Origin of the sequence: Parabacteroides sp. AM58-2XD (assembly GCF_003463685.1) — a bacterium.
GTDB lineage: Bacteria > Bacteroidota > Bacteroidia > Bacteroidales > Tannerellaceae > Parabacteroides > Parabacteroides segnis.
In genome coordinates, this window is record NZ_QSDP01000047.1 from 1 (window position 1) to 18145 (window position 18145).

Genomic DNA, 18145 nt, shown 5'->3' on the forward strand with positions numbered 1-18145 from the left:
ATGCTTTACGGGCAAAACTTGTGGCGAGAATGTTCGCCGTTATCAAAAGGGATGAATTTTATTCTCCTATTTTATCGGAAAATTTTTGCTAAAAACATAAGAATATGAATGAAGAGTTATCAGAAACACAACATATTGGTAGTTGGCAGTAGCAATACTGATATGGTTATAAAAACGAACCATCTCCCTCGTCCGGGGGAGACGGTTTTAGGTGGAACATTTTTTATGAATCCAGGAGGAAAAGGCGCGAATCAAGCGGTGGCCATTGCCCGGTTGGGTGGACATGTTTCATTTATCTGTAAAACTGGAAGTGATATATTTGGACATCAGTCTCAGCAACTATTTGAAGAAGAAGGAATAGATACATCTTTTATTTTCTCAGATTCAAGAAATCCCTCAGGTGTAGCATTAATTACCGTAGATGCTCATGCGGAAAACTGTATTGTGGTTGCATCTGGAGCAAATGCGAATTTATTATCTTCAGATCTGGCAAATGCAGAAGATGCTATTGATCAGGCAGAATTGATTCTGATGCAACTAGAGATACCTATGGAGACGGTGGAATTTGTAGTGGAAACAGCCTGGAAAAAAAGGAAACGAGTTATATTGAATCCTGCCCCAGCGCAATTCTTGTCTGCGACATTACTTCAACATCTTTATTTGATTACCCCAAACGAAACAGAAGCAGAAATGATTTCTGGTGTGAAAATAATAGATGAGGATTCCGCCTATAAGGCTGCTCAATCTATTCTGGAAATGGGTGTGCAGAACGTAATCATTACGTTAGGATCAAGAGGTGCTTTAGTTTATTGTAATTCAATTGTGGAAATGATTCCTGCTGTAAAAGTGGAAGCAATTGATACTACAGCTGCAGGAGATGTTTTTAATGGAGCGTTGACTATTGCTTTATTTGAAGGGCGTACACTAAAGGATGCTGTGCAATTTGCTTGTAAAGCCTCAGCTATTTCTGTTACTCGTGTGGGGGCTCAATCTTCTGCTCCTTATAGAAATGAGGTCGATATTTTTGATTACTCATAAAAACAATCTTATGCCATGAAAAGAAAAATATTAGAAACGATAGTGATAATCATTGTATTAATAGGAAGTATATCGTGTACTCGGCAATCTTCTGGCAAGAGTGTTGTTCCTGACGATTTTACAATCAGCAAAGACAAACTGATGGATAAGATCAAAGGAGGCTGGGCCGGACAAACGATAGGTTGTACATACGGAGGGCCGACGGAGTTCCGCTATAACGGGACGATGATTCAGGATTATGTTCCTATTGTCTGGCCGGACGGGTATATAAAATGGTGGTATGAGAATGTTCCGGGATTATATGACGATGTTTATATGGACCTTACTTTTGTTGATGTCTTCGACCGTTTGGGCTTGGATGCACCTGTCGATTCTTTTGCGGTGGCATTTGCGAATGCCGGATATACGCTATGGCATGCCAATCAGGCTGCACGCTATAATATCCTGCAAGGTATCATGCCTCCAGCTTCCGGCCATTGGCTGAACAATCCGCATGGAGATGACCTGGATTATCAGATCGAAGCCGATTATGCCGGCTTGATGTCGCCGGGGATGCCGAATACTGCTTCGGAGATCTCGGATAAGATCGGGCATATCATGAATTATGGCGACGGTTGGTATGGTGGCGTTTATGTGGGAGCCATGTATTCGCTCGCATTTGTTTCGGATGATATAGAGTTTATAGTTTCCGAGGCCCTTAAAACGATTTCGGAAGAAAGCCGTTATTATCAATGTATGAACGATGTGATCCGCTGGCATAAAGAGTTTCCGGATGATTGGAAACGTACCTGGTTTGAATGCGAAAAGAAATGGAGCGAAGATATCGGTTGCCCGGATGGTGTTTTTGTCCCGTTCAATATTGATGCTGTAATTAATAGTGCTTATATCCTGATCGGTTTGTTGTATGGTGAAGGTGATTTTTATAAAACGATGGATATTGCCACCCGTTGCGGGCAGGATTCCGATTGTAATCCGGCTTCTGCGGCAGGATTTTTAGGGACTGTTTTGGGGTACAACAAGATTCCGGAATATTGGTTGAAAAACTTGAAAGAAGTGGAGGATATGGACTTTGCCTATACTACGATCTCTCTGAATAAGACTTACCGGATGAGTTTTAACCAGGCTTTGCAGGTAGTAGAACGGAACGGAGGGAAGATAGAAGGAGATGACGTCTTTATTTCCTGCCAGCAACCTGTTCCGGTAAGATTGGAGAAGGCTTTCGAAGGATTATATCCGGTAGACCGTATAGGTGTTAATAAACAAGTGGCAAAAGTGGGTGAAGTTACATTTGAAGGAACAGGCATTGTCTTTAAAGGGAATGTGCAGGCCAGGGATAACGAGTATGTTGCCCGTGTGGAAATGTATATAGATGGGGAATTAGTGGAAACAGCCAATTTGCCCGCTTCATATATTACCCGCCGCCATGAATTGTTCTGGAAATATCAGTTGCCTGAAAAGCTGCACACCGTCACTTTTAAATGGCTGAATCCCCATCCGGATGCTTCAGTCAATTTCGGTGAAGCGATTGTTTATTCGGATACTCCATTGAAAACAAACCATCAATAATATCATGAAATATCTATTTTTGTTAATCTGTGTATTATCTCTGTTGGTATCCTGTAACAGCACGCCGAAGAAAACCGTACAGGAAATAACCATGCAGCCTGTCAGTCTGATCCTGGATACTGATTTGGGACCAGATTATGATGATGTCGGTGCAATGGCTGCCCTGCTGGAAAATTATATGATGCATCAACCTGGTTCTAAATAGTAAAGATATGTTTATTGTACAAAGTTATACATTGGCAATTGTTTTTTGTGTTGTGACCATGTTGTGTTGGGGCTCATGGGGGAATACACAGAAACTGGCCTCCAGGACATGGAGGTACGAGTTCTTTTATTGGGATTATGTGATCGGAGTTCTTTTGTTCTCCGTTATCTCTGCTTTTACCCTGGGCAGTATCGGTTCCGAAGGCCGTAGTTTTATTCCCGATCTGATGCAGGCCGATCCGGTCAGTATCGGCAGTGCGTTTTTGGGAGGAATCATTTTTAATGCCTCGAACATATTACTTTCGGCAGCAATAGCCATATGCGGTATGTCTGTCGCTTTTCCGGTAGGAGTTGGTTTGGCTTTGGTTTTGGGCGTCCTGATCAATTATTTTGGTGCCGCTAAAGGAGAGCCATTGTTTATTTTTGCAGGTGTGGCATTGATTGCTGTTGCGATCCTTCTGAACGGACTGGCTTATAAAAAAGCATTAGTCGGCTCGAAGAAAGTTTCCGGAAAAGGAATATTTATTTCTATTGCAGCCGGCGTGATTATGGCTTTCTTTTATCGTTTTGTTGCTGCTTCCATGGATCTGGAAAACTTTGCCTTTCCCGCAACAGGCAAGTTGACACCCTATACGGCTGTTTTTATTTTTGCCCTCGGCGTATTTGCTAGTAATTTTCTTTTTAACACGATTGCGATGAAAAAACCGTTAGAAGGTGCCCCTGTCTCTATTACCGGTTATTTTAAAGGGAATATCCGTACCCACTTTGTCGGGATATTAGGCGGAGTGATCTGGTGTATAGGGCAGTCATTCAGTATGATTGCTTCTGAAAAAGCCGGAGCTGCCATTTCTTACGGCTTGGGGCAAGGAGCAACATTGGTTTCGGCTCTATGGGGAATCCTGATCTGGCATGAATTTAAAGGAGCGCCAGATCTTCCGGTTATCTGAATTTGGGAATGTTCCTGTTTTTTGTTGTCGGTTTGGGGTTCCTGATCTATGCAGGCGTTTGATTCGCATAATTTGAACTGATTTTGGGGATAAAAGGTAAATAAAAATGCCATTTATCCCCGTTTTTATGCTGTAATGCCAAAAATATCGGGAAAAAGCCTTACTTTTGTCTTAGTTTCTTGTTTATTGGGTATAGTATATAACTAAAAAAACAGGTCTATGAAAGAAGAAGGTGATGTATTCAAGAAGTTCCGTGACTCTTTTAGCAAGATGGACGGACATTTCCATATATTAGAACAGCGCGTTCCGGTTGAACTTCAGATGGAATATTTCAAGTATTCCGAACAGGTTCGTAAAGAAAGGGCAAAACCGGATTTAAACGATATGGATTATATAGCCTTCCGCGAAAGTCTGTCTAATCCGGAGTCGACAACCGATTATAAGAAATATATTTTATCCATGCTGGCAACTTCCCGCGAGGTGAAAGCTTACCGGATGCTGGAAGATTATGTGCAGCACCCGGACGAAGATGTGAGCAACTGGGCTTATATGGCTTTGATGGAAAGCCGCATCTCTTTGGAGTCGGAGTTGTCGGATGAGAAACAAATATATATTTCGACAGGGCTGGGAGGCAAAGGTGAGAAATTGCGCTTTTACGTATTGATGTTATCCAGGGATCGTAAACCTTTCCAGGAGTATCAGCGTAAAGTCATAGAACGTGAGTTCGCTTATTTCCTGCCGAAGGCCGACTGCGAGATAGAGCGCCTGACGATCGGTGAGCAATATGTGGAACTGGTGTTTTTGATACCGGTACGTGCAGACATCAAGTTAACCCTTGACAAGGTTATCAATGAATGTAACCAATACGGCGATTTCCTTTCAGACATCTTTACAATAACAAATGTAAAGGAACTGACACAACAGGAAGTCACTGATATTATAAATAAGAATGGAAACAGTAAAACAAGCCATTAAGTATGGTATAGTGGGAGTGGGGAACACCGTTATAACAGCTGTCGTTATTTGGATAATGATGAAGCTGCTCGGTTGTTCGGATATTGTATCGAATATAGTCGGTTATGCGGCAGGGGTACTGAACAGTTTTATCTGGAACAAGCAGTGGACGTTCCATAGCGATGCGGGCTGGATGAGCAGTGCCGTCCGTTTTGGTGTTGTGTTCGGTATCTGTTACCTGATGCAACTGGGTTTGCTGATGTATCTGAATGCCAACCTGTCGATCGATCCTTATTATAACCAGTTGCTGGCTATGGCTTTTTATACGGTTATTAATTTCGTAATGAATAAGTTTTATACATTCAAGTCATAAAAAGCAGATGAAGAAGCTTGCAGTTATAGTGCCGTGTTACAACGAGGAGTTGGTTATATCCGAATCATACCGTCGTACAAAGGAAGCATTGCAGTCGGTGCCTATTGCTACTGAGATTATTTATATTAACGATGGAAGCCGGGATAAAACCCGGGAATTACTGGATGGTATAGCTGCCTCTGATCCACAGGTAAAGGTAATCCATTTTTCAAGAAACTTCGGACATCAGCCGGCCGTAACGGCAGGTATCAATAACTGTGACGCTGATCTGGCCGTCATACTCGATGCCGATATGCAGGATCCTCCCGAACTGATTCCCGGTATATTGGAATTGCAGGAAAAAGAGCATGCAAACGTAGTTTATTGCGTACGAAAATCAAGGGAAGGGGAAAGCTTTTTCAAAAAAATTACCTCAAAAGCATTTTACCGTTTGCTTAATTATATGAGTGACGTCAGCTTTCCGTTGGATACCGGTGACTTCCGTATGATCGACCGGAAAATTATGGATCAATTCGACCGTTTTCAAGAACGGGGTAAATATATCAGGGGATTGATAAGCTGGCTCGGTTATAAGCAGGTGCCGTTTTATTATGAGCGGGAAGCTCGGATTGCCGGTGAAACGAAATATCCTTTCAGCAAAATGTGGAAATTTGCTTCGACGGCCATGTTGTATTTCTCTAAAAAGCCGCTTCGGTTGGCAACAAGTTTGGGATTTATAGCTGTGGTGGTCGGTATTGTTTTGGCCGCCTGGTTTACACTGGGAAAAATCTACGGGTTCAGTAATGCGGAAAGCGGTTGGACTTCCATTATGACATCTGTTATTTTCTTCGGCGGTGTCCAGTTGCTGACAGTGGGGGTTCTAGGACAATATGTCGGGATTTTGTTCGATGAAATCAAAGCGCGTCCCGAATATATTATTGACGATAAGAAAAACTTCTGATAATATATTTTTAGTTTCTTCCGGATGAAACATTTGTTTCTCCCGGAAGAAATATTTGTTTCCCTGGGATGAAACAAAATCAATCATTGAATATCTTTCGATAGATATGACAATAAGGAGTTTCTCCCTTCTTGTCGTAATAATGTTGGTGATAATCTTCTCCTATCCAGAATTTCTCGGCGGGTTCCAATGCTGTAGCTACTTTAAATCCCATTCCGAATAATTTACCGATATATCTTTCCGCGATCTCCTTCTGTTCTTCATTACAATAGAAGATAACGGAGCGGTATTGGCTGCCTATGTCCGGACCTTGTCCGCCTACCTGTGTGAAATCATGTGTTTCGAAGTAAAGACGCAGCAATTGTTCGAAGCTGGTTTGTGAAGGATCAAAGATGACTTCAACGGTTTCTACATGGCCGGTTGTCCCTGTTTTAACTTCCGGATAGGACGGATTATTTGCTGTTCCGCCCATGTAGCCGACATGCGTATATTCTACGCCTTTTACTTTTTCCAGGTGATATTGGGTTCCCCAAAAACAGCCGGATGCAAAATAGGCTGTTTCTTTATGAAAGCTATTCTGTGTCATATTCTTATTCAGCGTTTGAATTATTCTATTTATATTTGTGCAAATATAATCTTTTATTTCGCAATGGACAGCAAAAAATCACTGAGCCCTGCTCAAAAAACAATAGTGGGCGTTCAATTTCTCTTTGTAGCCTTTGGTGCAACAGTATTAGTGCCTTTATTGGTCGGTCTTGATCCTTCGACAGCCCTTTTTACTGCCGGGCTGGGTACATTGATCTTTCATCTGGTTACAAAAGGAAAAGTTCCTATTTTCCTGGGAAGTAGTTTTGCTTTCGTTGCTCCCATCATTAAAGCGACGGAATTATATGGTTTGCCGGGTACGATGTCCGGTCTGGTTGCTGTAGGTGCCGTCTACGGACTGATGAGCGCATTGATAAAATGGCGTGGCATCGGTTTTATTAAAACGCTTTTCCCTCCGGTCGTGATCGGGCCAGTAATTATACTGATTGGTTTGTCGCTTGCCGGTTCCGGTGTGAATATGGCGAAAGAGAACTGGCCGCTGGCCCTGATCGCTTTGCTGACGGCTATTCTGGCATCCTTGCTCGGGAAGGGGATGATCAAGCTGATCCCTATCTTTTGTGGGATAATTGTGGGGTATATTGCCGGAGCAGTCTTTGGGATGATTGATTTTGAACCGATTGTTGCCGCTCCCTGGTTTGCGTTTCCCCAGTTCGTTAAACCGGAATTATCCTGGGAAGCTGTGATTTTTATGATTCCGGTTACCATAGCCCCGATCATTGAACATATCGGCGATGTGTATGCTATCAATGAAGTGACCGGTAAAGATTTCGTGAAAGATCCGGGTTTGCACCGTACTATGTTGGGGGATGGCCTGGCATGTGTTGCTGCCGGCCTGATCGGAGGACCTCCTGTAACGACCTATTCCGAAGTGACTGGCGCTATCTCGCTGACAAAGATCACGGACCCTACCGTTATCCGTATTGCTGCGGTGACAGGTATTGTCTTTTCTGTCTTTGGGAAGATCTGTGCTTTTCTGAAATCGATTCCGCCGGCAGTGTTGGGCGGAATAATGTTGTTATTGTTCGGTACGATTGCGGCTGTCGGTATAAACAGCCTGATACAAAACCGGACGAATCTGGGCGATACACGCAACCTGATTATTGTTTCGCTGATCCTTACCTTCGGCATAGGTGGCGCAGCAATTGAATTTGGCGGCTTTACAATGGCCGGTATCGGGTTGTCCGCATTATTGGGAGTTTTACTGAATCTGTTGTTACCCAAGGGAAATAAATAAAGTTCAGCAACGTTCTTTTATATATCCATCTCTTAACGGTTCAGACGTTTTGAAAGTCCCTTAAAATGTATACCTTTGTGCCGCTTTTTATAAAAGCGAGCGATTTTATGTTTAACTTGTAAGGAAAAGGGATAAATTTATGCAAAAGTCCGACTGCATTATCAGTGTAGAACATGTATCCAAGTTCTTTGGGGACAAGGCTGTGCTGAATGATGTAAATTTGTTTGTCCGTAAGGGCGAGTTTGTTACTATTTTGGGACCTTCCGGTTGTGGTAAGACCACATTGTTACGTCTGATAGCCGGATTTCAGACCGCTTCGGAAGGGGAGATCTCCATTGCAGGGAAGGAGATTACACAAACACCGCCACACAAAAGGCCGGTCAATACGGTGTTTCAGAAATATGCATTGTTCCCGCACCTGAATGTTTTCAATAATATCGCTTTCGGTCTGAAATTAAAGAAACTGCCTTCCGCCGTGATCGAAAAGAAGGTAAAGCAGGCCTTGAAGATGGTCGGTATGACCGATTACGAATACCGTGATGTTGATTCCCTTTCCGGCGGACAACAGCAGCGTGTCGCTATTGCCCGGGCCATTGTGAATGAACCGGAAGTGTTATTACTCGACGAACCGTTGGCTGCACTTGACCTAAAGATGCGTAAAGATATGCAGATGGAATTGAAGGAAATGCATAAGTCACTCGGTATTACTTTCGTTTATGTAACGCATGACCAGGAAGAAGCATTGACATTGAGCGATACGATTGTCGTGATGAGCGAAGGCCGTATCCAGCAGATAGGAACCCCGATCGATATCTATAACGAACCGATCAACTCGTTTGTAGCCGATTTCATCGGCGAAAGTAATATCCTGAACGGATTGATGATAAAAGATAAGCAAGTCTCTTTTGCCGGACACGATTTTGAATGTGTCGATGAAGGGTTTGGAGAACAGGCACCGGTCGATGTCGTAATCCGTCCGGAAGATATTTATATATTCGACCCGTCGGAAGCTGCCATGCTGACCGGAACGGTTACTTCTTCCATCTTTAAAGGAGTCCATTACGAAATGATGGTGCAGACTCCCGAAGGATACGAGTTCATGGTACAGGATTATCATTGTTTCGAAGCCGGACAGGAAGTCGGATTGCTGGTAAAACCATTCGATATTCACGTCATGAAGAAAGAACGTGTTTGCAACACGTTTGAAGGTAAAATGATTGATTCTACCCATGTGGAATTTCTTGGAACCACTTTTGAGTGTAACGAAGTTCCCGATATGGAACCGGACGCTCCTGTAAAAGTGGAAGTCGATTTTCGTCATGTTATTCTGGAGGATAATGAAGAAGACGGCAAGCTGACAGGTGAAGTGAAATTTATCCTGTACAAAGGGAACCATTATCATCTGACAGTGTTTACTGACTGGGACGAAGATATTTTCGTCGATACGACAGATGTCTGGGACGATGGTGACCGGGTCGGTATACGGATTGCCCCTGAGAATATACGTATTATTCATAACTAAAAGGAAAGGAAGTGATAAATAAAGTCTCAGCATTTTTCATGCGGCGCAGGAACTGGACGATTCCTTACGCATTATTTCTGGCGGTATTCGTAGTGATGCCATTGCTCCTGATCGTTTTATATGCCTTTACGGATGCCGAGGGAGCATTTACTTTCGCCAATTTCCGTAAATTTATGATGCATCCCGAGGCATTGAATACCTTTGTCTATTCTATCGGTATTGCGATCATTACCACTTTGGTCTGCCTGCTCTTAGGATATCCGGCAGCCTATATATTGAGTCAGGCCCGTTTTAATACTTCCCGTACGATGGTCGTGTTGTTTATCCTGCCGATGTGGGTGAACATTCTGATCCGTACGTTGGCAACAGTCGCCCTGTTCGATTTCCTTGATTTGCCTTTGGGGGAAGGAGCCTTGATCTTCGGTATGGTATACAACTTCCTGCCCTTTATGATCTATCCGATCTATAACACATTGCAGAAGATGGACCGTAACCTGATCGAAGCCGCACAGGATTTGGGAGCCAATCCTTTCCAGGTATTTATGAAGACAATTTTTCCTTTGTCGATGCCCGGTGTGATGAGCGGTATCGTGATGGTCTTTATGCCGACCGTTTCGACGTTTGCTATTGCCGAGTTGCTGACAATGAACAATATCAAACTGTTCGGTACGACCGTACAGGAAAATATCAATAACGGGATGTGGAACTATGGCGCTGCCCTGTCTCTTATCATGTTGCTGCTGATCGGTGTCACGATCCTGTTTACCAACGAGGAAGACAATGCCTCAAATGAAGGAGGAGGTGTGATATGATGACGAAAATAATGGCGAAGGCCTATCTGTGGCTGCTTCTTATCCTGCTTTATTCTCCGATCCTGATCATTATGATCTTTTCATTTACCGAGCGAAGGTGCTGGGTAACTGGACGGGATTTTCAACAAAATTGTATACTTCCTTGTTTACCGGAGGCGTGCAGCGTTCGCTGGTAGGTGCTTTGTGGAATACATTTGCCATTGCCATGCTGGCTGCATCTATCTCGACAATCCTGGGGAGTATTGCTGCCATCGGTATATTCAACCTGAGAAGCCGTTCGCGTAGAATCATGAACTTCGGAAATGCCATACCGATGATGAATGCAGATATCATAACCGGGGTTTCCCTGTTCCTGTTGTTTGTCAGTTTCGGTATTTCGCAGGGATTTACTACAGTTGTACTGGCGCATATTTCATTTTGTACTCCTTATGTTGTATTGAGTGTGATGCCCCGTCTGAAAAAGATGAATCAGAATGTATATGAAGCCGCGCTTGATCTGGGTGCAACTCCGTTTCAGGCATTGCGCAAAGTGATTATGCCGGAGATATGGCCAGGAATGATCAGTGGTTTTATATTGGCTTTCACGCTTTCGATCGACGACTTTGCCGTTACGATCTTTACTATCGGTAACGAAGGACTGGAGACACTTTCAACCTTTATCTATGCGGATGCCCGGAAGGGAGGACTTACTCCTGAACTGCGTCCGTTGTCCACAATCATCTTTGTCACTGTACTGGTGTTGCTGATTGTGATAAATAAGAGGCTGATAAAGCCGCTAAATAATGTCAAACAGGAGTAGGGTAATGAACAGACTAATTAAAATAATATGCGTATTTGTCGCTTGCCTGGGCGTCTTTGCGTCCTGTGCACGTACGGAAAAAGAGCGCAGTAAGATATTGAAAATCTATAACTGGGCGGATTATATTGATGAAGATATTCTGGATGAATTTCCGGTCTGGTATAAGGAGCAGACGGGAGAGGATATTCGTATCATTTACCAGGTATTCGACATTAACGAGATCATGTTGACCAAGGTGGAGCGTGGTCACGAAGATTTCGACCTGATATGTCCTTCGGAATATATCATCGAACGTATGCTGAAGAAAAAGCTATTGCTTCCCATCGACCGTAACTTTGGAAAAACGCCCGATTATCTGGATAACATTTCCCCGTATATCCAGGAACAACTCAATAAACTGAGCCAGCCTGGAATGAAAACAACCGACTACGTCGTTCCTTATATGTGGGGCACGGCAGGCTTGCTGTATAATAAGAAATTTGTTTCAAAGGATGAAGTGATGACCTGGGATTGCCTGTGGAATCCCAAGTATAAGAACAAGATCCTGATGAAAGACAGTTATCGCGATGCCTATGGTACTGCCATCATTTATGCTCATGCCAAGGAACTTGCCGACGGAACTGTTACGGTAGAGCAACTGATGAACGACAACTCCCCTGAAGCAATCGCTATTGCCGAGGATTATCTGAAACGTATGAAACCCAATATTGCCGGATGGGAAGCCGACTTCGGTAAGGAAATGATGACCAAAAACAAAGCCTGGCTGAACCTTACCTGGAGCGGAGATGCCGTCTGGGCAATGGAAGAAGCCGATGCCGTAGGAGTGGAGTTGGGTTATGAAGTGCCGCTCGAAGGTAGTAATATCTGGTATGATGGCTGGGCAATTCCGAAATATGCCCGTAATGTGAAGGCTGCCAGTTATTTTTTAGATTATCTTTGCCGTCCGGACATTGCCTTGCGCAATATGGATGCCAATGGTTATGTAAGTGCCGTTGCCACACCGGAGATACTGGAAGCCAAAATAGATACGACAATCGAGGAGTTTTCTGATCTCAGCTATTTCTTCGGTCCCGGAAACGACAGTATCCGGATCAATCCGGTACAATATCCTGATCATAAAGTGGTGGAACGTTGTGCCATGATCCGTGACTTTGGCGATGAGACGGAGCTTGTGCTGGAAATGTGGAGCCGTGTGAAAGGCGATAACCTGAATACCGGTATTGTCCTGTTGATTTTTGCTGTATTCGGCTTGTTATTTGTCTGGGTAGTCTACCGCAGAATACGTGATTATAAACAAAAACAGCGTCACCACAGACGTCGCAGACGCTGGTAATTATTATTGATGAGTATGGAAGGAATAAAGAATCTGATTATAGACTTTGGCGGAGTGATCATTAATCTGACCCGCAATCGCTGTGTGGAGGCCTTTGAAAGTTTTGGTGTGCCCGATGTCCGCGACTGCATCCTGAACAGTAAAGACCTGTTTATGCAGATAGAGATGGGAACTATCACCTCTGCCGAGTTCAGAGACGGTATCCGCCACCTTACCCAGCAGCGCCTGACCGACGAACAGATCGATGCTGCCTGGATTGCCATGCTCGATGATATACCGACCTACAAACTCGATTTATTGATGGAGCTTCGTTCCAGATACAATACGATGCTTCTCAGTAATACGAATGAGATCCACTGGCAATGGGCCGAGAAGAATAGCTTTGCCTATAAAGGACATCATGCTGAAGACTTTTTCGGAAAGATATACCTTTCCTATGAGTTGAATATGGTCAAGCCCAATGCCGATATATTTGAATATGTCTTGAAAGATGCCGGTATCAATCCGGAAGAAACCTTATTCCTGGATGATGCCATACCTAACTGCCGTACGGCGGAAACCCTTGGTATCCATACCTATACTCCCCTGCCACGGGAAGACTGGTCGCATTTGTTCAAATAAATTGTAGCCGTTATTTTAAAAGTTAATAAGACCGATTCCGAGAACCAAACTGTTTGTGTGCTGTTTCTATAAGCATAAATCTAAACAAATATTTGGTGATTATGAATAAGTTAGTTTTCTCTACGCTATTGATGGGCGTATTTTTCGGCAGCTGTTCGAAGGATGACGATTGCCATTGCGTAAACACAGATGATCTGATAAGTCCCGAGCTGGCCGAAATGAGTGTTTCAACAGGCACTTCAACAACATCATTTACCGGTGTCCTGATGGTTTATCCTTGTACCGGAGATTCCAGCCTTTATTATGGGAATTATGGCATTAACGGTACATTGTCGCCTATTAATGCAACCTACACTATAAAAGACGGTTCCATTTATAAAGCTACTGCTCCTGTCAGGTTGCCTTTGGGAGATTATAATTTCCTGTACTGGGGATTATCCAAAAACAGCCAGACCGATTCGATCTATGATGCCGCAGCTATCAGAGAGCCCGGTTTACGTGTAGGGGCAGATTTGTCAGATTTGTATATGACTATGTATCAGGATAATTATAAAGATACAACTTATATGCCTGTCTATGACTATCTGCATGCAGTCAATCCCATCAAAGTTGGTACGGATAAAATGCAGGCAACGATGAAGCATGCCACAGCCGGTTTAAAAATAACACTGACGAATAAAGATGGTGATAAGATGGATGCGAGTATCGCTTCTGCCCGTATCCTGGTTGGAAATATTGCTTCCCGGCTGGACTATTATACTGCTGAAGCAAGCGACTTCACAAAGACTGTCGCATTTCCGTTGACCATGTCGACCGATAGTATGTCCATGTCCGCCAATTCAACAGTTATGGTTTTCCCTTCTTCCGACAATCCTCCCCTGACTATTATGCTGACGTTGAAGAATGGATTGGTAAAACATTTCCGGAAACTGTTGGACAATGCATTAATAGCCGGAAACCGTCTGACTTTCAATATCACATTAGGAGAATTATACTCCGAAGAAACCTCATCTGACGGCTTCGAAGTAGAGAACTGGACAGAAAGCACAGAAACGATAGACTTTCCGGCAGGCTAAATGTAGTAAGTTGGAGCTGTGTCAAAATACACTAAATGGCATACAGATGACACAGATCGGGCAGATAAACACAGATTATTTATTGATATTCAATTTATTTATCTCTGCTCATCTGTTTAATCTGCGTCATCTGCGTGCCATAGTATGACTTTTGACACTCTCATATATCTTTTACCTTCAAAACATTATAAGAAGTTCCGATATCATAGACATCGCTACCGTCCACCTTTTTTATGTATTTTACCACGCGAATCGTTACTGGAAGAATGATCACCTCATAGAGGGATTTCAGAACCGCCTGTGTCCCGATCATGATTAATAATTCTTTGCAGGGAATCAATCCGGCAAAAGCGATCGGAAAGAAAATCATCGAATCGGCACTCTCACCCACTAATGTCGAAGCGATCGCACGTAAAGAAAAGTTTTTCCCTTTAGAAGCAATCTTCATCTTGCTCATCACATATGCATTCAGGAACGAGCCGACCAGAAAAGCGATCAGGCTTGCAATCGCAATGCGCGGAGCCATTCCAAAGACGAAGTTAAAACCTTCTTCCCCTTCCCAAAACGAGGCGGCAGGCAACATGACTGCCAGTTGTGCAAACCCGATAACGAGGAAGTTCGAAGCAAATCCGCTCCAGATAATCAAACGCGCTTTCTTAAATCCCCATACTTCGGCAATACAATCATTGATAATATAGGAAATAGGGAATACGATCAGTCCGGCTGTAGCAGTAATGCCAAATACCTGTACGACTTTCGTCTCTAAAAGATTGGACGCTACCAGACATATATTGAACAGGATGCCGAGCAGCATGAATGGGATTGTTACAGTTGTCTTCTGCATAATTCTTGTTTTTTACGAGGTTTATCAAGCACTCGGGAAAGCAAAAACTTTCCGTATCATGTCTATAAATTAAATTCCGGCTGCAAAGATAGTTATTTTTTTAGAACCTGTGTGAGTAGGTCAGCCCTATTGCATGTTTATAATTGACCGGATCATATACGTTGAATATATGGTAACGGTAATATAACTGCAATGCGTTTTGTTTGTTTATCTTATAATCGCTTCCGGCTGAGAGGCGAATCCTGTCTGTGTGCATATTACCCTGATAGCCGGTGTCATTAAATATTTCGGCATAAGCAAAAGGGGAGAAATCCGTTTTACTGATCTTATAGGAGAAGGTGAGCATTGTCCGGAGATAATTCTTGGGATGTTCGGCGCCTGTTTTATAAGTACTCTGGAATCGTTCGCGAAGAGACAGGACAAAGTTGCCGACAGGATATTTTCCCGAAGCATACACATAATATCTGTTCCGTAACTCTTCGGAAGCCTTGTACTGGTTAAGTAACATATAGGCTACTCCGGCTTTCAGATACCGGTTGAATGTATAGTTGATTTCTCCTGTTGTCAGAAACCACTCTGCCTGTTTGAAGTTTGATTTCGGACGGATATCCTCTTCCAGCAAAAAAGAAAATTGATGATAAATCTTTCCTGACAGACTAACCTTGAATGCTATTCCGGCACCATCTATTGCCCACAGAGTAGAATGACTCTGAAACATCAAAAAGACGAATAGAATAAAGAAACAATTTCTTTTGAAATAGTTTTTCATAGGAATATGATGTGTTTTTAATTTAGATTTAGGGCAAAGATAAGGATAAAAGAATTATTTTTGTATCTCATGTAACTTAATAAAATCATGTTATGAAGAACTTTAAGAAATGGCTGATGCTGGTTGTGTGTGCATTGGCTGCCTCCTCTCTTTTAGGCCAGGAGAAAGATTGGGCCAATTTTGGCCGGTATGCCGAACTTAATAAAACGGTAGAACTCCCATCTAAAGTGGTATTCATGGGAAATTCGATTACGGAGGGCTGGTGGAACAACGATTCGCTTTTCTTTAAGAACAATGGCTTTATCGGCAGAGGTATCAGCGGACAAACGACGGCTCAAATGCTGGTGCGGTTTCGTGCAGATGTAATCAATCTCAAACCGCAGGCTGTTGTAATCCTGGCCGGGACCAATGACATTGCCCAAAACAACGGATATATCTCTCAGGAAAATATACTGGGAAATATCATATCTATGACCGAGTTGGCAAAAGCAAACCATATCGATGTGATTCTTTGTTCTGTTTTGCCCGCCTATGATTTCGGTTGGCATAAAGGACTGGAACCTGCCGATAAAATTATCGAACTGAATAAAATGATTAAGGCTTATGCAGACCGTAAAGGTCTTACTTATATTGATTATCATTCTCAATTGACGGATGGGCGGGGAGGTTTGCCGGAGAAATATTCCAAAGACGGCGTGCACCCTACTTTGGACGGATATAAGATCATGGAAAAGATACTTCTTCCGGCACTGAGTGGTTACTAACCGGATTATTTTGCTATATTTGCTCCCGAATTATAAAAACAGTTTTTTGAAAACACTACTTTCTACATCTATAAGTGCTTAATAACAGCCTATAACTCTTTATAGGCTGGCCACTTCAATTTTCCGGATATACATCTTCATCCGGGCCTTATTATTATATCCTTTTTCATATAAAAACTGTTCCCATAAGGGAGCATAGTAACCATTTAATATATTATAGTCATGAATTTAAACGACGTGCAAGTCAGAAGGGCTACTTCTGACGATTTTAACGATGTAATGAACGTTGAACGACTCGCTTTCGGTGAAGATGACGAGGCCGTACTGGTGAAAGACCTTTTGGCAGATCAGACAGCAGAACCTTACGTCTCGTTGCTTGCCTGTTATCAGGGGGAGGCCATAGGCCATATCCTTTTTACAAAGGCCTCATTGGAGGGGAGCAATCCTTCACCTTCTGTTTATATCCTGGCACCTTTGGCCGTAAAGCCGGAGTATCAGAAACAAGGTCTCGGAGGTTTGCTGATCCGGGAAGGCCATCGGATATTGAAGGAGATGGGAGTGGAGATGGTTTTTGTGCTGGGGCATAAAGAGTATTATCCCCGTCATGGTTTTAAAGGAAATGCAGAAGCAGCCGGTTATCCGCCTCCTTATCCGATTGAAGATATCTATGCTGATTGCTGGATGTATCAATCCCTTACTTCGGAAGCAGGGGATGTTCCTAGAGGAAAGGTAAGATGCGCTGACGCAATGGACAAGCCGGAGTATTGGCGTGAATAAAGAGAAGAAGGACTGTATCAAAAGACTTTTGATACGGCCCTTTTCATATATACTTTCTGTCTTTTATCCAATCTCCAATACCGCCGGGCAATGATCTGAATGTACGGCATCATTCAGAATATAAGCCGATTTCAGCAACGGTTTTACCGGTTCGTTGACCATGCAGTAATCGATACGCCAGCCTTTATTGTTTTTACGGGCGTTGAAACGATAGCTCCACCATGTATATTGCTGCTTTTCCGGATTGAGATGGCGGAATGTGTCGATAAATCCTGCATCCAGAAACCGTGTCATCCATTCGCGTTCTTCGGGAAGGAAACCGCTGTTGGTCGCATTGCGTACCGGATCATGAATGTCTATCGGTTCATGACAGATATTATAGTCGCCGCAAAGAATCAGATTCTTACGTGTTTTCTGTAATTCCACTACATAACGCTGGAAATCTTCCAACCATTCCATTTTAAATGCCTGGCGTTCATCACCACTGGTTCCGGAAGGATGGTAGACACTGACAATTGACAGGTCACCATAATCCGCACGGATAAAACGACCTTCGTTATCATATTTCTCTATGCCCATTCCCGTTTCCACATAATCAGGTTCTTGGCGGGTGAGGATAGCTACCCCGCTATAACCTTTCTTTTGGGCACTAAACAGGTAGGGTTTATAACCTGAATCCGCAAAGGCATCTGCCGGGAACTGATCCGGCTGAAGTTTAGTTTCCTGCAGGCAGAGTACATTGGGCTGCTCTTGTTTTAACCATTCCGGAAAGCCTTTTCCCACAGCGGCGCGGAGGCCGTTTACATTGTATGTTATTATCTTCATATAACAGCTCTTTTAGATCGTTTAATAGGAATCCAAAGATACAATTTAACAGTTGGATGTGCTAATTTTACCGGAGAATTCTATTTTGCATCTAAATGAATCCTACATTTGTAGCGGCAAAAAGAAAATTACATTAGGAAA

18 protein-coding genes and 2 pseudogenes are annotated in these 18145 nt (G+C 43.1%); 16 read left to right on the forward strand and 4 right to left on the reverse strand.

Translation table 11 applies throughout. From position 1 onward, the window contains the following. Positions 1-108 precede the first annotated feature (108 nt). From rbsK to DXA15_RS12720, 7 genes and pseudogenes are all read left to right on the forward strand, one after another. Complete coding sequence (rbsK, locus tag DXA15_RS12690) at positions 109-1038, forward strand: ribokinase (protein ID WP_128134266.1); 930 nt, start codon at positions 109-111, stop codon at positions 1036-1038. A 15-nt stretch (positions 1039-1053) separates the two neighbouring features. Next, on the forward strand, positions 1054-2604 hold the full coding sequence (locus DXA15_RS12695; RefSeq protein WP_128134267.1) for an ADP-ribosylglycohydrolase family protein: 1551 nt from the start codon (positions 1054-1056) through the stop codon (positions 2602-2604). 4 nt (positions 2605-2608) lie between these two features. Beyond that, complete coding sequence (locus DXA15_RS12700) at positions 2609-2809, forward strand: hypothetical protein (RefSeq protein ID WP_233567244.1); 201 nt, start codon at positions 2609-2611, stop codon at positions 2807-2809. Between the two features lie 7 nt (positions 2810-2816). Then, positions 2817-3817: pseudogene (locus DXA15_RS12705) on the forward strand (GRP family sugar transporter). A gap of 157 nt (positions 3818-3974) precedes the next feature. After that, complete coding sequence (locus tag DXA15_RS12710; protein WP_128134268.1) at positions 3975-4730, forward strand: hypothetical protein; 756 nt, start codon at positions 3975-3977, stop codon at positions 4728-4730. Further along, a complete protein-coding gene (locus DXA15_RS12715) occupies positions 4705-5082 on the forward strand; it encodes a GtrA family protein (RefSeq protein ID WP_007658237.1) in 378 nt (125 codons plus the stop codon). Before DXA15_RS12710 ends, DXA15_RS12715 begins: the two co-directional genes overlap by 26 nt. A 7-nt stretch (positions 5083-5089) precedes the next feature. Further along, complete coding sequence (locus DXA15_RS12720) at positions 5090-6022, forward strand: glycosyltransferase family 2 protein (RefSeq protein ID WP_007658236.1); 933 nt, start codon at positions 5090-5092, stop codon at positions 6020-6022. Between the two features lie 79 nt (positions 6023-6101). Here DXA15_RS12720 and msrA read toward each other — a convergent pair whose 3' ends face one another. Next, a complete protein-coding gene (msrA, locus tag DXA15_RS12725) occupies positions 6102-6608 on the reverse strand; it encodes a peptide-methionine (S)-S-oxide reductase MsrA (RefSeq protein WP_122328587.1) in 507 nt (168 codons plus the stop codon). 63 nt (positions 6609-6671) lie between these two features. Here msrA and DXA15_RS12730 point away from each other — a divergent pair, with 63 nt between their 5' ends. The 7 genes and pseudogenes from DXA15_RS12730 (at position 6672) to DXA15_RS12760 (ending at position 14025) form a co-directional block, all read left to right on the forward strand. Further along, entirely contained in the window at positions 6672-7862 is a 1191-nt protein-coding gene (locus tag DXA15_RS12730; protein WP_128134269.1) for a uracil-xanthine permease family protein, read from the forward strand. A 139-nt stretch (positions 7863-8001) separates the two neighbouring features. Then, positions 8002-9384 (forward strand): polyamine ABC transporter ATP-binding protein, encoded by a 1383-nt coding sequence (gene potA / locus DXA15_RS12735; RefSeq protein ID WP_128134270.1) that lies wholly within the window; start codon positions 8002-8004, stop codon positions 9382-9384. Between the two features lie 38 nt (positions 9385-9422). Then, a complete protein-coding gene (locus tag DXA15_RS12740) occupies positions 9423-10196 on the forward strand; it encodes an ABC transporter permease (RefSeq protein ID WP_128134300.1) in 774 nt (257 codons plus the stop codon). After that, positions 10193-10995 (forward strand): annotated as a pseudogene (locus DXA15_RS12745) (ABC transporter permease). The gene DXA15_RS12740 and the pseudogene DXA15_RS12745 overlap by 4 nt, the downstream one beginning before the upstream one ends. Positions 10996-10999: 4 nt before the next feature. Then, the gene (locus tag DXA15_RS12750) at positions 11000-12328 is read left to right on the forward strand and encodes an ABC transporter substrate-binding protein (RefSeq protein ID WP_128134271.1); all 1329 of its coding nucleotides are present in this window, start codon (positions 11000-11002) and stop codon (positions 12326-12328) included. A gap of 15 nt (positions 12329-12343) precedes the next feature. Continuing rightward, positions 12344-12949 carry an HAD family phosphatase gene (locus DXA15_RS12755; protein ID WP_128134272.1) on the forward strand — a complete coding sequence of 202 codons (606 nt, stop codon included), beginning with the start codon at positions 12344-12346 and terminating at the stop codon, positions 12947-12949. A gap of 101 nt (positions 12950-13050) precedes the next feature. After that, positions 13051-14025, forward strand: a complete 975-nt coding sequence (locus tag DXA15_RS12760) for a FimB/Mfa2 family fimbrial subunit (RefSeq protein ID WP_128134273.1) — start codon at positions 13051-13053, stop codon at positions 14023-14025. Between the two features lie 160 nt (positions 14026-14185). Here DXA15_RS12760 and DXA15_RS12765 read toward each other — a convergent pair whose 3' ends face one another. Then, positions 14186-14869, reverse strand: a complete 684-nt coding sequence (locus DXA15_RS12765) for a queuosine precursor transporter (RefSeq protein ID WP_128134274.1) — start codon at positions 14867-14869, stop codon at positions 14186-14188. A 100-nt stretch (positions 14870-14969) separates the two neighbouring features. Further along, positions 14970-15638 carry a DUF2490 domain-containing protein gene (locus DXA15_RS12770; protein ID WP_128134275.1) on the reverse strand — a complete coding sequence of 223 codons (669 nt, stop codon included), beginning with the start codon at positions 15636-15638 and terminating at the stop codon, positions 14970-14972. A gap of 92 nt (positions 15639-15730) precedes the next feature. On the opposite strand from DXA15_RS12770, the gene DXA15_RS12775 reads away from it, so the two are divergent. Together DXA15_RS12775 and DXA15_RS12780 are read left to right on the forward strand one after the other, a co-directional pair. Then, the gene (locus DXA15_RS12775) at positions 15731-16402 is read left to right on the forward strand and encodes an SGNH/GDSL hydrolase family protein (RefSeq protein ID WP_128134276.1); all 672 of its coding nucleotides are present in this window, start codon (positions 15731-15733) and stop codon (positions 16400-16402) included. A 222-nt stretch (positions 16403-16624) separates the two neighbouring features. Next, the gene (locus tag DXA15_RS12780) at positions 16625-17179 is read left to right on the forward strand and encodes a GNAT family N-acetyltransferase (RefSeq protein ID WP_128134277.1); all 555 of its coding nucleotides are present in this window, start codon (positions 16625-16627) and stop codon (positions 17177-17179) included. Between the two features lie 63 nt (positions 17180-17242). On the opposite strand, the gene DXA15_RS12785 is transcribed toward DXA15_RS12780, so the two are convergent. Then, positions 17243-18004 carry an exodeoxyribonuclease III gene (locus DXA15_RS12785; RefSeq protein ID WP_128134278.1) on the reverse strand — a complete coding sequence of 254 codons (762 nt, stop codon included), beginning with the start codon at positions 18002-18004 and terminating at the stop codon, positions 17243-17245. Positions 18005-18145 lie beyond the last annotated feature (141 nt).

Bases quoted from the DNA above. Each gene is read 5' to 3' on its own strand.
- rbsK (WP_128134266.1), top strand. From the start codon at position 109: ATGAAGAGTTATCAGAAACACAACATATTGGTAGTTGGCAGTAGCAAT.
- DXA15_RS12695 (WP_128134267.1), top strand. From the start codon at position 1,054: ATGAAAAGAAAAATATTAGAAACGATAGTGATAATCATTGTATTAATA.
- DXA15_RS12700 (WP_233567244.1), top strand. From the start codon at position 2,609: ATGAAATATCTATTTTTGTTAATCTGTGTATTATCTCTGTTGGTATCC.
- DXA15_RS12710 (WP_128134268.1), top strand. From the start codon at position 3,975: ATGAAAGAAGAAGGTGATGTATTCAAGAAGTTCCGTGACTCTTTTAGC.
- DXA15_RS12715 (WP_007658237.1), top strand. From the start codon at position 4,705: ATGGAAACAGTAAAACAAGCCATTAAGTATGGTATAGTGGGAGTGGGG.
- DXA15_RS12720 (WP_007658236.1), top strand. From the start codon at position 5,090: ATGAAGAAGCTTGCAGTTATAGTGCCGTGTTACAACGAGGAGTTGGTT.
- msrA (WP_122328587.1), bottom strand. From the start codon at position 6,608: ATGACACAGAATAGCTTTCATAAAGAAACAGCCTATTTTGCATCCGGC.
- DXA15_RS12730 (WP_128134269.1), top strand. From the start codon at position 6,672: ATGGACAGCAAAAAATCACTGAGCCCTGCTCAAAAAACAATAGTGGGC.
- potA (WP_128134270.1), top strand. From the start codon at position 8,002: ATGCAAAAGTCCGACTGCATTATCAGTGTAGAACATGTATCCAAGTTC.
- DXA15_RS12740 (WP_128134300.1), top strand. From the start codon at position 9,423: ATGCGGCGCAGGAACTGGACGATTCCTTACGCATTATTTCTGGCGGTA.
- DXA15_RS12750 (WP_128134271.1), top strand. From the start codon at position 11,000: ATGAACAGACTAATTAAAATAATATGCGTATTTGTCGCTTGCCTGGGC.
- DXA15_RS12755 (WP_128134272.1), top strand. From the start codon at position 12,344: ATGGAAGGAATAAAGAATCTGATTATAGACTTTGGCGGAGTGATCATT.
- DXA15_RS12760 (WP_128134273.1), top strand. From the start codon at position 13,051: ATGAATAAGTTAGTTTTCTCTACGCTATTGATGGGCGTATTTTTCGGC.
- DXA15_RS12765 (WP_128134274.1), bottom strand. From the start codon at position 14,869: ATGCAGAAGACAACTGTAACAATCCCATTCATGCTGCTCGGCATCCTG.
- DXA15_RS12770 (WP_128134275.1), bottom strand. From the start codon at position 15,638: ATGAAAAACTATTTCAAAAGAAATTGTTTCTTTATTCTATTCGTCTTT.
- DXA15_RS12775 (WP_128134276.1), top strand. From the start codon at position 15,731: ATGAAGAACTTTAAGAAATGGCTGATGCTGGTTGTGTGTGCATTGGCT.
- DXA15_RS12780 (WP_128134277.1), top strand. From the start codon at position 16,625: ATGAATTTAAACGACGTGCAAGTCAGAAGGGCTACTTCTGACGATTTT.
- DXA15_RS12785 (WP_128134278.1), bottom strand. From the start codon at position 18,004: ATGAAGATAATAACATACAATGTAAACGGCCTCCGCGCCGCTGTGGGA.